This window comes from Methanocalculus sp., from assembly GCF_030651615.1.
Taxonomy (GTDB): domain Archaea; phylum Halobacteriota; class Methanomicrobia; order Methanomicrobiales; family Methanocorpusculaceae; genus Methanocalculus.
Genome location: NZ_JAUSCG010000107.1, coordinates 1 through 12,595, shown reverse-complemented (window position 1 = coordinate 12,595; position 12,595 = coordinate 1). Strand labels below are relative to the sequence as shown.

Genomic DNA, 12,595 nt, shown 5'->3' with positions numbered 1-12,595 from the left:
CTGATATATTTTTATATTAGTTCCGTTATATTTTACCGAAATGAGCCAGACGATCGAGATCGACCGGGAATGTGCCTTATGCGGTATTTCAAGCAGGCAGTTCTTCCTTCTTGAGTCCGATGCACGGGGTTCTCCCGATCTTGATCTCCGACCACCCGAATCACTCCGTTCAACCATCTACTCCTGGATTCAGCATTGTCCGTCATGCGGATACTGCTCAACTGATATCGGGCATGTTTCTGAGGGGGTTGATGCTATTGTGAGGAGCCGTGGGTATCGCGCTCAACTCAATGACCCTTCCTTTCCCCTGCTGGCGAGACGGTTTCTCTGCTGGTCGTTGATCCTTAAGAGGCAGAATTATAATGTAAAAGCTGGATGGGCAAATCTCCACGCAGCATGGGTCTGCGATGATGCAGGAGACCCTCTATCTGCATCCATATGCCGCCAACAGGCATTTCATTCATTCTCCGAGGCGAAGAGATCGAATGTCAGGTTTGCAGAAGGGGACCAGATGGAAGAGACGATCCTGGCTGACCTTCTCAGAAGATCCGGCCTGTGTGATGAGGCTCTTGCGATCTGCAAGACAACTCGCTCTCCCTCCCCTGAACTAACGTATGAGCAGTATCTTGCCAGTATCCATGATCAGAACGCTCATCGACTGCATGAAGCCCGTCAGGGCACTCTGAAGCCTCTTCAATAGCGGTTCGTCAATAAATTTACTAAGGTTAATGTAAAGAAACAACGATCAAAACATAGAGCTACTGCATATCATCGGTTTTATGAATCTTACATACATATCGGAAATATTTGTCAATCTCCTTATCGTTGTCAGCATAGCTCTTCTTCTCTTCTTCATCCTGATTTCTCTTCGTATGTTAATTTCGTTATCCCATGCAAGAGATAAGCGGCGACAATCGGAGAAAAAAAAGATGGGATGTACTCTGGGCCAAATTATGGAGTGGCGCTTCAGAAGAAAAATGGGAAAGAATAGGTGAGGCTTAATATCATTGATATCCGAGCATACATGTATGAGCAGTGGGAGCAGGGGTGGCTTGAGGTCGAGAAAGGAGATCGTCTCCATTCTGAAAGACTTGAAGTCCGAGATGGCTTCACTCTTTGGGGTAACACAGCTCGGTCTGTTTACGCCTCCTATTCCCGGTGAAACCGGTGTATGTGCCATTGTTGCCTTCTCAGGTGATCGCGATATTCTTGATATGGCTAGTCTCTCACGTTTCATTGAGGGGAAGGTCGGTCAGAAGCTCCGCATCATATCGCTGATGGGGCTCCGGGATGAATTAAAACCATGCATCCTTCAGGCAGAAGAGGTTACTCAGGATGATCAACTCATCTTCCAGAGAGAGATTATCTGTTCAATCTCAGATATTGAACGATTCTGCCGGGGTATGAGATATGAAGAGTTTATAAATGATGAGAAAACCTGCCAAGCCGTCCTCTCTCTTATCATATCGATCGGACTCTTCAGTCGCTGCCTTTCTGATGAACATATGCAAAAATACCCGGCAGTTCCCTGGCATGCACTCACCGCTCTCCCGGATATGATCTCTCCCTGTTATGGTACTGACCTCAGGCTTATATGGAATCTGGTTGAAAGACGCCTCCCCTCGATCAGAAGGAGCCTTGAAGCCCTCGCTGGAATGAAAAGTACTGAGGCCCAGCAGAAACGCCGGTTCTTCTAGAAGACATAATTCATACCTTCTCTCTGCATTTCTTTATGATGGATGAGATAATCCGGGAAGACTGATTCGACGAGATCCCAGAACGGTTTCTGGTGGTTCCTCTCGATCAGGTGGCAGACCTCGTGAATGATCGTATATTCAAGGAACATGGGAGGGGCCATAGCGAGTTTGAGGTTGAGGATAATCCCATTGCAGGGTGTGCATGACCCAAACCTCCGTTTCTGGTATCCGAATCTGATATCCGGGGTGGGAACACCGATCCTTTTTGCAGCACGTTCTGCAATCTCCCCTGCGATCGGGAGGATTGCAGAGAAGTATGCGTCCACCACAGCTGTTCTGACACGCTCAATGAAAATATCCGGTGTCAGGCCGGGTGGGAGCCATATCAGGAGTTCATCACCTGCAATTGCCGCTGAGATAGATCCATCTGATTCGAGATGCCGAATCGAAAGCAGCCTCCCATAAAACGGGATCGTCTCCCCGTCCTGATATCGTGGGGCCTGTCTCTTCTGCATCTGATCTTTCTTTCGCTTTCGGCTATCCACAATCCAGGTTGTGATATCCCGGATGATGGAGATGGCAGTCACTTCCGGGAGGGGTGTTGGGGATCGAATCTCGATCGCCAGATCATCCCGGATACTGGTGGAGATCCGTTTTTTCCGTCGGTTGGTGATGACATAATAGGGTATCTCCTCACCATCGATCTCAATAACTCCGTTATTGAATGTCCCACTGGTATCATTTTTCTGAAAGACTGTGGCGATCCAGTCCTTATGCTCATTCAGGAACGCCTCACATGCGGGTCTGGTCATGGGAGCGGGCGTCTCAAGGTTGATCTGCGAGTATTCTTTGATGATCAGGCAGGGGTATCTCCTCCGCTTGTTGATGATCACGCTGTAGGGTACGGCTGTTTCGGCAACAAGAAAGGTTCCTCCCTGCCATCCGCCTTCCATTAAGAAAATCTCCTCACGTATCCTGTCGATATGCTTCATCAGGTATGCATGGGCGCGTTTCTGGGTGATCGGTTTTGGAGTGCTGATCGTGACCTCCCGCCCTTCTCCCACCCAAACTGCAGGGTATTTCTCTGTCTGATCGATTTTGATGGTATACCGAACCGTCATATCATCGATGATAAATGGTTCTCCCTTGAAAGGTGTTTCAACTTCCAGAGGAAGATCGATCTCGGGTGCGATCGGTCTCTGATGTTGGAATATCCAGTCTGCATGGTGGTTCAGAAACCTTCTGGCTTCAGATTCCGTGATCCTGGTCGGGGCTCTGATCTCAACGGTCCGATCCGGCAAAAGAGCAATCTTCATACCTTTCTCCTTCGATCTGATGATGATATACCGGATTTCCCTACCCCGGATTGTAACGTTCCCCTCCATCAGTATATCGTGGTTTTTTTCTGGTGATGAAATCTTCTCATTCAAAGCATTCATAGTCTTATGGGTGAAAATACTACCCAGATGAAGATCCGTGCCATCAGATGCGATACGCTCTCCACACTGCTTGAGATGGCAAAGAGTCAGCACCCGCTTGAGTTTGTTGCTCTTCTTGAAGCCGAAGATGGAATTCTATCCGGGATCAACCTGCTCCCCGGAACCAGACTTGACGAGAGTAGCGCATCCATCATCACCGATATGATCCCGCTTGGCATGACCTTCTCAGGTAGTGCTCATAGCCATCCAAACGGTGTGATATACCCATCAGATGCAGATATCGGGTTCTTCCCTCGCTTTGGAGATTGTCATCTGATCATCGGATATCCCTATGAATCAGGTGACTGGCTGGCTTTCTCACGTGATGGTTCTCCAAGGGATCTTGAGGTGGTCGAATGACGAGAGTCGTTGCCACTGGTACTTTTGATATCATCCATCCCGGTCACCTTTTCTATCTGGCCGGATCAAAAGCACTCGGTGATGAACTCTATGTGATCGTTGCCCGTGAGCATAATGTCAGGCATAAGCCGCAACCGATCATCCCCGAAGCGCAGCGGCTTGCGATGGTGCTTGGTCTAAAACCGGTCGATCATGCGGTCCTTGGTGATCTCGTTGACAAATTCCGGCCGATACGGGAGCTCAAACCCGATATCATCACGATTGGGTTTAACCAGCGGTTCACCCCGGAGACCCTTGAGGCTGAACTGAAAGCAGAAGGGATCGATATTCCGGTCATTCGGATCGGCCAGTATATGGATTGTGAACTCTGTTCATCTTCTCAGATCATCGATCGAGCGATCGAGAGGCGTGGGTATACCCTCTCCAGATCTCCTCCATCAGGAGAATGATGGTGGTGTATGAGGACAGCCTCTCTGCATGAAACTCCATCTCCTATGATGTATATCGATGCTCACGCTAAGGCGCAAAGATATGATAGGTCGGTTGCTTCTTCATTGATTAAGGCCGGGGGACTCATCACCGATCCCATAATTTCTCCTGAGGAACCGCCTCACATTCTCCGAATCGATCCATCCGTGGTCGAGGCGTTTGATAATGTCGTTGATCCGGTCTACCTGCTGAAGGATCTCCTGAGCTGTTGGATCTTCGGAGAGGAGCGAATACCCCATAATAACCTGGAGTGGGTTTCTGATATGGTCGGCAAGTATGGCAAACTGTTCAATGTTCTTATCGATCTGGAGGAATGCCTTCACCTGATCCCGTTCAAGCTCTTTCTGTTCGGTGATATCACGGATGACTGCACAGACCACCTTTTTGTATCCTTTGATTGAGATTGGGTTGATGCTTATCTCAAGGTCGATGGTTTGACCGTCCCTTCGTTCGAATACTTCTTCAATGGCCCTCCCCCTCTTCTGGAGGAGCAATCCCCCGCCGATCTCTTCAATGGTCATTGAGTGAAGTTCTTCGTCTGTGTACCTCAGAATATCACATATCTTCTCATTCGATTCGATGATCTCTCCGGTCTCTCCATTGATGATGAGGATACCCTCTGATATCTGTTGCACAAGGCTTCTGTACCGCTCCTCGGAGTCCAGAAGTGCTTCTTCAGCTCTTCTCCTCTCCACCCGGTCCTCAGCCTCTTTCAATGCACGACTCACCGAGGTGCTAAGGCGGACGAGGTTGTCTTTCATCACATAGTCATCCGCACCGCACTTCATCAGGGAGACCGCCGCCTCCTCCCCGATGGCGCCGGATACGATGATGATCGGTGTATCAAACCCCTTCTCCCGGGTGATGTCGATCACCCGATCACCTCCAAAACCCGGCATATGGTAATCTGAAAGGATTATGTCCCATGCTGAACCTTCAAGAGCTGAACGCAACCCTTCTTCTGTCCATATCCTTGTTGCATCCGGGGTGAATCCCCCCTGTCTGAGTGCACGGATAAGGAGGAGTGCATCATCCTCTGTATCTTCAGCGATAAGTACCCGAAGCATCCGATCCATCATGATATCACCTTGACTGCGGGCTCTTATTCAGGAGGAGCCAGTATGTTCCAAGCATCTGTACCGCCGAGACAAACTCTGAAAAATCGACCGGCTTTCGGATGTAGCTGTTTGCTCCAAGCTCATAGCTCCTGATGACATCTTCATCTTCAAGCGAGGTTGTCAGGATGATCACCGGAATCAGTTTTGTCGTCTCCTCCTCTCTGATCGCCTTCAGTACCTCATGGCCATTCAGTTTTGGTAGTTTCAGATCGAGGAGGATGATGGTTGGCTGGTCCTGTGTATCTCTCTCTGCAAATGAGCCTCTGGCGAAGAGGTAATCAAGTGCCTCCTCACCATCGCGGACGACTGCGATCGGATTGGCAATCCTGTTCTTCGAAAAAGCTCTGAGTGTTAAGAGCTCGTCGTCACGGTTATCTTCAACAAGCAGGATTGTTCCTTTCGTCATCACGGGTCCTCTCCTCGGGGTACTTTCTGTTTGAGCCCAGAGTGAAATAAAAGGTTGCACCCATGCCGGGCACCCCTTCGGCTCTGATTGAACCGCCATGCTTCTGGATGATACGGGAGACTGTGGCAAGGCCGATCCCGGTTCCCGAAAACTCTTCGCTCGTATGGAGTCGGGAGAAAGGGATGAAGAGTTTTCTGGCATAGGTCATATCAAAGCCAGCACCGTTATCTGAGATGATGTAGGTGGTTGTGATCCCGTCACTCCGTGATCTGAAGGTGATATCCGCCTTCTCTTTCTTGAGAGTAAATTTCCATGCGTTTCCAAAGAGATTCTCAAGAACGATCCGGATCATCCTTCGGTCAGCAGAAACAACCATGTTTTCTTCAATGGTGATGGCAACACTCCTTCCGGGGTTATTCAGTTCGATCTCAGCGACCACCTCCATAGCAAGATCAGAGAGTGAGAATGTCCCGCGACTGAGCTCGGTCCTGCTGATTCGGGAGAGAAGAAGAAGATCATCGATGAGATCTCCCATCCGCTGTGATGCGAGGCGAATCCGTTTCAGATACTGCTCTGCCTCAGCAGGGAGTGTCTCTCCAAAATCCTCCATAAGTGCAAGAGAGAAGCCATCGACTGCTCTGAGCGGGGTTCTGAGATCATGGGAGACCGAATAGGTGAAGGCTTCGAGTTCACGGTTCGCCGCTTCAAGCTCCCGTGTCCTCCGCTCGACCCTCCCCTCAAGCTCTTCATTCAACCGGAGGAGTCCATCCTCTGCCCTATGACGGAGGATGATCTGCCAGAGTGCATTTCCCAGATAGGTGATCTGCCGGATATCAAGATCAGTATATCTGCCTTTTTTTTCTGTCAGGGTGATGATCGCAACGATCTGATCCCCTTCCATTATCGGGAGATCCAACCTCTTCCCGATAGGCTGCCCGATCCACTCATCACCTCTGATGATCGACTCCCAGGGGCCGTTCTTCCCAAAAGGGGAGATTGTATAAGCCACTTCTCCCCCATTCTGATAGTAATAAATGGTGAAGAGCCGTTTATCCGGGGATATGACTCCACACATTCCGCCGCTGCTCTGTGTGATCGATACAGCGATCATAAGTGCTGAAGACAGGATGCTCTTCTCTGATGCATCCTGCATATGACTGATTCTGATGATCGCCTCAAAGAGATCACGTGTCCGGATCAGAGCCTGTTCGGCCGATCTCTGTGACGTGATGTCGCGAATGATCACAATCTGGTACTCTTCTCCTCCGAAGGTTGCCTGATGGGTGGTGATTTCGACTGAGTAGGGTGATCCGGTTGATTGATGGATCTCTTCATAGATCGCCACCTCCTCCTCTCCTCTTCTCATCTTCTCGTACATACGAGCTGTAACCTCAGAGGAGTTCTGAAATTTCGCTCCGATGAGCTCCTCCCGTCTCCCTCCCAGGATGGTGCAGGTCTCTTCATTGAGATCGACGATGGTTCCATCCCGGCTATCGAGGATCATAATGCCGACATTGATCTGGTCAAGGGTGAACCGGAACCGCTCAAGCTCAAGAAGACGGACGCGGAGCTCAGGGTAGTAACTCTTGCGAAATGAGGCTTCTCCAAACCCAAGAATCCTCTCCCGTAATGCAGACTGTTCATCATTTGAAATTTCAGAGCGCCTTCTCATAGATTTGTGTAACCTCCTCCCATGTCGGTAATCGTGGGTTTGTTACGATACAGCCATCAACAACCGCAAAGTCAGCAAGAGTCGGGATATCCCGCTTCATCACACCACGATCGCTGAGGGTTCCGGTGATCCCGACATCTTCGGCAATCTCCCCAAGCACATTGATAAGAGCTTCAACCCCCTCACGGGAAATTTCGTCTTCAGGTACTCCCAGTGTCATGGCTATCTGCTCATATCGTGATCTGGATGATTCAAAGTTATACCGAATAATATGTGGCAGGAGCAGGGAGTTCATCTCACCGTGTAGCAGATCGTAAACCCCACTGAGTGGATGGGCCATCGCATGTACCAGACCAAGACTGGCATTTGAGAAGGCAATACCCGCATGAAGGCTTCCAAGAGCCATAAACCGGGTGCCTTCTGCATCGTCTTTATTCTTGTATACACGGGGGAGAGCATCTTTAATCAGACGTATCGCCTCCAGAGCATGGAGGTCAGTGAGATGGGAACTGCCGGTTGATACGTATGCCTCAATTGCATGTGTAAGGGCATCAAAACCACAGTATGCAATGTATGATCGGGGCAGTGTAGATAACATATCCGGATCGACGAGAGAGACGTCCGGTATAATCGTTTTACTGATGATACCAAACTTCTTCTTTTTATTCCGATCAGTAATAACGGCAAATTGTGAGATGTCAGCGGAACTTCCAGCAGTTGTCGGGATACAGATGAGCGGAGGTCCCATATGGGGAATCTGGTCAACCCCTTCATAATTCCGGATCTCCCCGCCATTTGTGGATAGTATGGCAATCCCCTTTGCACAGTCCATCGAACTGCCTCCTCCGATGGCGAGGATGCCATTACAATCGTTTCTTCGATATACCTGTGCTCCTGACTCCACCTCATTGGTCCGTGGGTTTTCAGAGATCTTGCTGAAGATCGAGACTGCTATCCCCTCAGCCTCAGAGGCAGCAGCAATTTCGGCTATCCACCCCGATGCAATGACCCCCGGATCGGTTACCAGAAGAGCGTGATTTACTCCCAGATTATCTAGATACTGAACAGCCTGTCTGCGTGCCCCTTCTCCAAAGACCACCTCGGGCATCACAAACTTCCTGAGTGTAAGGGATGACATCAGCAACACCTCATGATACCTACTTACAGTAGATGCCAATAAAAGAGACGGTGTGGGATATGTGCAGTATGTATCCTGTGGGATTTTCCATTGCCGGGTGCGTACGATAAGAGATCAGTGGATCTGGTTGCCGCCTGTATGAAGGGGTGGCTTCCAGATCCGGTGCTAAGGTGTGGAACGTGCCAAATAATTGACGCGCCCGGTCTGGATGGTGTGCCCCGATGGGACATATTAGTGTGTACTTCTGTTACTAATAATACTTTTTACTAATCAGGTAATACCAATCAAAGGTGCTATCTGCCAATAAATGAAATAGTACCTGATGTACTCCCGATCTCTCACCTGCATATTCCACGGCCCTGCCGTCTTTGACGAAGGGGATGCAGATCGGATCACTCATCTGCTCAATCCCGTGAATCTTGTTGTTGCAGGAGTGATGGGGAGGACTGCCGCAGCACAGAGCGGCCTGCCGGTAACCTATGCGAATACCCCCCCATCTCTTGTCATGAATCGCATTGAAGGGGATGTTGCCCTCGTCAACCGCGGGAAGACTCCTGTTTCGGGAAGACGGTTTGGTGATATCGTTGCCTCACGTATCAGCGGTGGTCTCGTCCATATCGAATGCTCAGACGGGATCTGCTACCTCTGGAATGATGGTGATCGGGAACTAGCCGACTTTATTTCAGATAGAACAGGGTATCGGATAATTGAGCTGCAATCAACTCAGGGTGACGGACAGGAGATCCGTTTGATATGCGGATGTCTCCCGGGAGAGCCGGTCATGGTTGAAGGGATAACAATCGGGTATGCTACAGCAGAAGAGGCGGTCATCTCGGTTGTGGATGGAAGACTTGTTCCGATACGGGGGATCACCCTGAAGCCCCATGGAATCGAGAAGCTACAGGCACTCGGCTGTCCGCCGCTTGATCGTGCATGGTGCAAAAGTGGTATGGTCAGATCCATTGTCCCTCATAATCTGGTCAGGCTGGCTCCGCGTTGTGGAAGGGTTGCGGTCATCGATCATACCGCCATCGATACGTACCGGATCATCACCCCCGAAATCTGTGGAATTATTACAATCGGGGATGATACAACCGCTGTATGTGGTCATATCGGGGCTGTTGCAGGCGTCCCGATCTTTGGCATAACCGATGGAGATGCAGATGGCATCATACCGGAAGCATATGCGCCGGGTTCTGTGATCACCATTGTCACGTCCGGAACTGATGATCTGATCGGCCGTGAAATTGCGGCGTCAGTTCCGGATCAGGATGACATCAGCTGGGATACATTCGTCTCGTCTCTTCTACATCAGTTCTCAGACTGCATCCGTGTGGTGAGGGATAACCGGTGATACGGTGTGCCGAATGTAAAGGGAAAGGGCTCTGCGGCCTTCCCAAATGCCCGATTATGCAGCGTTTTTATGCACAGACGAATCTGTTACCGGTGTCTGAGTACATGGGTCCGTCCCCTTCGATCTTCATCGGCAGCGGCGGATACCCACGTGTTGTCGGAGGTCCGCTCCTCCTCCGGGATTCCGATACTCCGACAGACTGGGTGGCCAGAGGGCTTGGGATAGACGATATAGTCTCTATCCGCTCACGTACAATCAGGGGATCTCAGCCGGTTGCGTCTATTCTTGAAAAAGCACAGGAGGTGGCCCTTTCTAAGAAGCCACTTGATGTTGAGGCACGGTTTGAAAAACCGGTCCGCTTTGATCTCTCCTTTGATGGAACTGTAGCCCCCATAGGTCTTCAGGGGACACTCTCAAAAGTTGATATCCTCGATAACGCCGTGGTTGAGCCGATCGTTGATCGATACACCTCAGATACGGATGTACGGGCAACAGAGGCAGTATCTGCTCTTTTTAAAGGAGGTATTGATGTTTATCGGGTGAGTGGTCTCCTCACAGCAGGACTTCTTGGGTCAAAGAGGCGCTTTGTCCCGACCCGCTGGGCGATCACTGCTGTTGATGATATGGTCTCTCTCAATCTCAGAAAACAGGTTGAGCGATCTTCACCACTTCAGGGAGTGACTGTTCACTCAGCACTCTTGCATGGGAACAGGATTGTTGTTATCCTTGTACCTTCATCTGACTTCAGATTCGAGATGATCGAGCGGTGGCAGAAGCAATCTCTCTTCGGCGGTGCTGATGATGTGGTGGTTGTCGACTCTGAAGGTAGGAAGAAGCAGGGATATTCCCCTATCGCCGGTGCGTACTATTCTGCACGCCTTGCTGTCCTTGAAGATCTCATTGCCAGAGGACGGTCTGCACGGGCGGTTGTGATTCGTGATATCTCGGGAGATTACTGGGCGCCTCTTGGTACGTGGGTTATACGGGAGGCGACACGCGCTGCTATGAGATCTCCGGGTGTATCATGTGAAGATCTCGGATCTGCTGAAACACTGGTTACAGCTCTCCTTGGTTCATCTTTCTGGCTTCCAAAATCCGATCTCATCAGAGATATCAGGGTTCAAAGAACCTTTGCGGACTTCTTCTGATCTGAATAGAGCCGAAACAATACCTTCATTCCCTCCTGGAAAAGAGATATACTGAGTGTATGCTGTTTTCTGAGTTTGCCCTCTGGTGCGAGAAGATCGAACAGCTCTCCGGCCGCCTTGAGATGATCGATCTCATTGCAGGTATCCTGCCTGAGCTTGATGAGGAGGATCTCCCGATCTTTGTCCGATATATACGGGGATTGATCTTCCCGGACTGGAGTTCTGTTCACCTGGGTATTGGTCCAAATCTCCTCTATGATGCTGTCGCATATGTCGGTGGAAAAAAACGGAGTGATCTGGTCAGCTTTGTGAATCAGATCGGTGATGCCGGAAAAGCGGTTGAGGCGTTCCTTCTTCTGGAAAAGACACAGCAGTCTCATCTCTTCTCTTCTGAAGAGCTAACACTTGCAGATGTCCACGCCATCTTTGAACGGATGGCAGATACAGGGGGTGTGAAGTCTCAGAAAGAAAAAATGAGGAATATCCGTCTCCTCTTCCAAAATGCTTCCCCACTGGATGGGCGGTACCTCACCCGCCTGATGCTTGAGGAACTACGGATTGGTGTCGGTGAGGGGAATGTCCGGGATGCGATTGCAAAGGCTTTTTCACTCAGCCCCGATCTTATCAATCGGGCTCATCAGGTGAAGAATGATCTTGGAGAGGTGGCGCGGCTCGCAAAGTACGATCCGGATTCTTTGCAGGACGTCGTAATCGAACTCTTCAGACCGGTGAAGATGATGCTTGCCCAGGCAGGTTCCATTCAGGATATGACTGAAGGCTCCCGTCTGGTCTGTGCAGAGTACAAATACGATGGGAGCAGGTTTCAGTGCCATCTGTCAGGTGATCGTGTGGCAATCTACTCCCGCAGGCTCGAAGACCTCACTACTGCCCTTCCTGATATCGCTGAACAACTCCGAAAGGTCATCTCCGGGGACGTCATCCTGGATGGTGAGGTGATCGCTATTGAAGACGGGCGTCCCATGCCATTCCAGACGGTTCTCCGACGGATACGGAGGAAGCATGATGTGGCAGAGCATGCGGATCAGATCCGGATGATACCTTATGTCTTCGATATCCTCTATCGGGATGGTGAGAGTTTAATCGATCTTCCGCTCACGAAACGGAGGCACCATCTTGAAGCGGCGTTGACCGGCTGCATCGCACCACAGATAAGATCCGCTGATCCCAGAGAATTGGAAGATTTCTATTATTCTGCATTGGATGCCGGGCATGAAGGTATCATGCTGAAGGTTCCGGACTCTCCCTATATTCCAGGAAACAGGGGGAGACACTGGGTGAAGTGTAAACCCGAGGTTGAAACGATAGATCTTGCGGTTATCGGGGGAGAATGGGGTGAAGGGCGGCGTGCACATTACTTCGGTTCTTTCCTCCTCGCCTGCCAGGATGATCAGGGGCGCCTCCTTCCTGTGAGCCGGGTTGCAACCGGGATCAACGATGAGACCCTTGCTCTTCTCTATGATCTCTTCTCCGATCGTATCATCAGCAGATCCGGAAAAGAGGTCGGTTTTGAACCAGGTATTATCTTTGAAGTTGGATACTCCGAGATCCAGAAGAGTCCGAATTATGAATCCGGGTATACCCTCAGGTTCCCGAGATTCGTGCGAATCCGTGATGATAAGAGGATGGATGAGATCGAGACCCTGGCTATGTTTACTGAGCGGTATCTCCGCTCAGGTAGTTCTACGGATTCTCCTCTCCTGATGAGGAAATAGAT

General features: G+C 50.2%; 12 protein-coding genes. 7 read left to right on the top strand and 5 right to left on the bottom strand.

Annotation, left to right across the window (positions count from 1 at the left end; translation table 11 throughout):
• The first annotated feature begins 40 nt into the window (after positions 1 to 40).
• The gene (locus Q7V06_RS04590; protein ID WP_304838784.1) at positions 41 to 700 is read left to right on the top strand and encodes a hypothetical protein; all 660 of its coding nucleotides are present in this window, start codon (positions 41 to 43) and stop codon (positions 698 to 700) included.
• Between the two features lie 352 nt (positions 701 to 1,052).
• Positions 1,053 to 1,697: a DUF86 domain-containing protein gene (locus tag Q7V06_RS04585; protein WP_304838782.1), complete on the top strand. Its 645-nt coding sequence runs from the start codon at positions 1,053 to 1,055 to the stop codon at positions 1,695 to 1,697.
• Here Q7V06_RS04585 and Q7V06_RS04580 read toward each other — a convergent pair.
• Positions 1,694 to 3,082, bottom strand: coding sequence for a YgjP-like metallopeptidase domain-containing protein (locus tag Q7V06_RS04580; protein ID WP_304838779.1), 1,389 nt, complete (start codon positions 3,080 to 3,082; stop codon positions 1,694 to 1,696). The two genes, Q7V06_RS04585 and Q7V06_RS04580, sit on opposite strands and share 4 nt — an antisense overlap.
• An 81-nt stretch (positions 3,083 to 3,163) precedes the next feature.
• Between Q7V06_RS04580 and Q7V06_RS04575 the strand changes: the two genes are divergently transcribed.
• Both Q7V06_RS04575 and Q7V06_RS04570 read left to right on the top strand, forming a co-directional pair.
• Positions 3,164 to 3,535, top strand: coding sequence for a Mov34/MPN/PAD-1 family protein (locus tag Q7V06_RS04575; RefSeq protein ID WP_304838776.1), 372 nt, complete (start codon positions 3,164 to 3,166; stop codon positions 3,533 to 3,535).
• Entirely contained in the window at positions 3,532 to 3,984 is a 453-nt protein-coding gene (locus Q7V06_RS04570; protein ID WP_304838774.1) for an adenylyltransferase/cytidyltransferase family protein, read from the top strand. The genes Q7V06_RS04575 and Q7V06_RS04570 overlap by 4 nt, the downstream gene beginning before the upstream one ends.
• 102 nt (positions 3,985 to 4,086) lie before the next feature.
• Here Q7V06_RS04570 and Q7V06_RS04565 read toward each other — a convergent pair whose 3' ends face one another.
• Genes Q7V06_RS04565 through Q7V06_RS04550 form a run of 4 tightly spaced genes read right to left on the bottom strand, consistent with a single transcriptional unit; the run spans position 4,087 to position 8,358 of the window.
• Positions 4,087 to 5,103 carry a PAS domain S-box protein gene (locus tag Q7V06_RS04565; protein ID WP_304838771.1) on the bottom strand — a complete coding sequence of 339 codons (1,017 nt, stop codon included), beginning with the start codon at positions 5,101 to 5,103 and terminating at the stop codon, positions 4,087 to 4,089.
• A 4-nt stretch (positions 5,104 to 5,107) separates the two neighbouring features.
• Complete coding sequence (locus Q7V06_RS04560) at positions 5,108 to 5,548, bottom strand: response regulator (protein ID WP_304838768.1); 441 nt, start codon at positions 5,546 to 5,548, stop codon at positions 5,108 to 5,110.
• Positions 5,520 to 7,220, bottom strand: a complete 1,701-nt coding sequence (locus tag Q7V06_RS04555; protein ID WP_304838766.1) for an ATP-binding protein — start codon at positions 7,218 to 7,220, stop codon at positions 5,520 to 5,522. Before Q7V06_RS04555 ends, Q7V06_RS04560 begins: the two co-directional genes overlap by 29 nt.
• On the bottom strand, positions 7,204 to 8,358 hold the full coding sequence (locus Q7V06_RS04550; protein ID WP_304838763.1) for an iron-containing alcohol dehydrogenase: 1,155 nt from the start codon (positions 8,356 to 8,358) through the stop codon (positions 7,204 to 7,206). The genes Q7V06_RS04555 and Q7V06_RS04550 overlap by 17 nt, the downstream gene beginning before the upstream one ends.
• Before the next feature lie 322 nt (positions 8,359 to 8,680).
• Between Q7V06_RS04550 and Q7V06_RS04545 the strand changes: the two genes are divergently transcribed.
• From Q7V06_RS04545 to Q7V06_RS04535, 3 genes are read left to right on the top strand one after another with little or no spacing between them, the layout of a single operon-like run.
• Positions 8,681 to 9,712 carry a DUF2117 domain-containing protein gene (locus Q7V06_RS04545; protein WP_304838760.1) on the top strand — a complete coding sequence of 344 codons (1,032 nt, stop codon included), beginning with the start codon at positions 8,681 to 8,683 and terminating at the stop codon, positions 9,710 to 9,712.
• Positions 9,709 to 10,860, top strand: coding sequence for a hypothetical protein (locus Q7V06_RS04540; RefSeq protein ID WP_370650810.1), 1,152 nt, complete (start codon positions 9,709 to 9,711; stop codon positions 10,858 to 10,860). Before Q7V06_RS04545 ends, Q7V06_RS04540 begins: the two co-directional genes overlap by 4 nt.
• Positions 10,861 to 10,919: 59 nt before the next feature.
• Complete coding sequence (locus tag Q7V06_RS04535) at positions 10,920 to 12,593, top strand: ATP-dependent DNA ligase (protein ID WP_304838757.1); 1,674 nt, start codon at positions 10,920 to 10,922, stop codon at positions 12,591 to 12,593.
• The last annotated feature ends 2 nt before the right edge of the window (positions 12,594 to 12,595 follow it).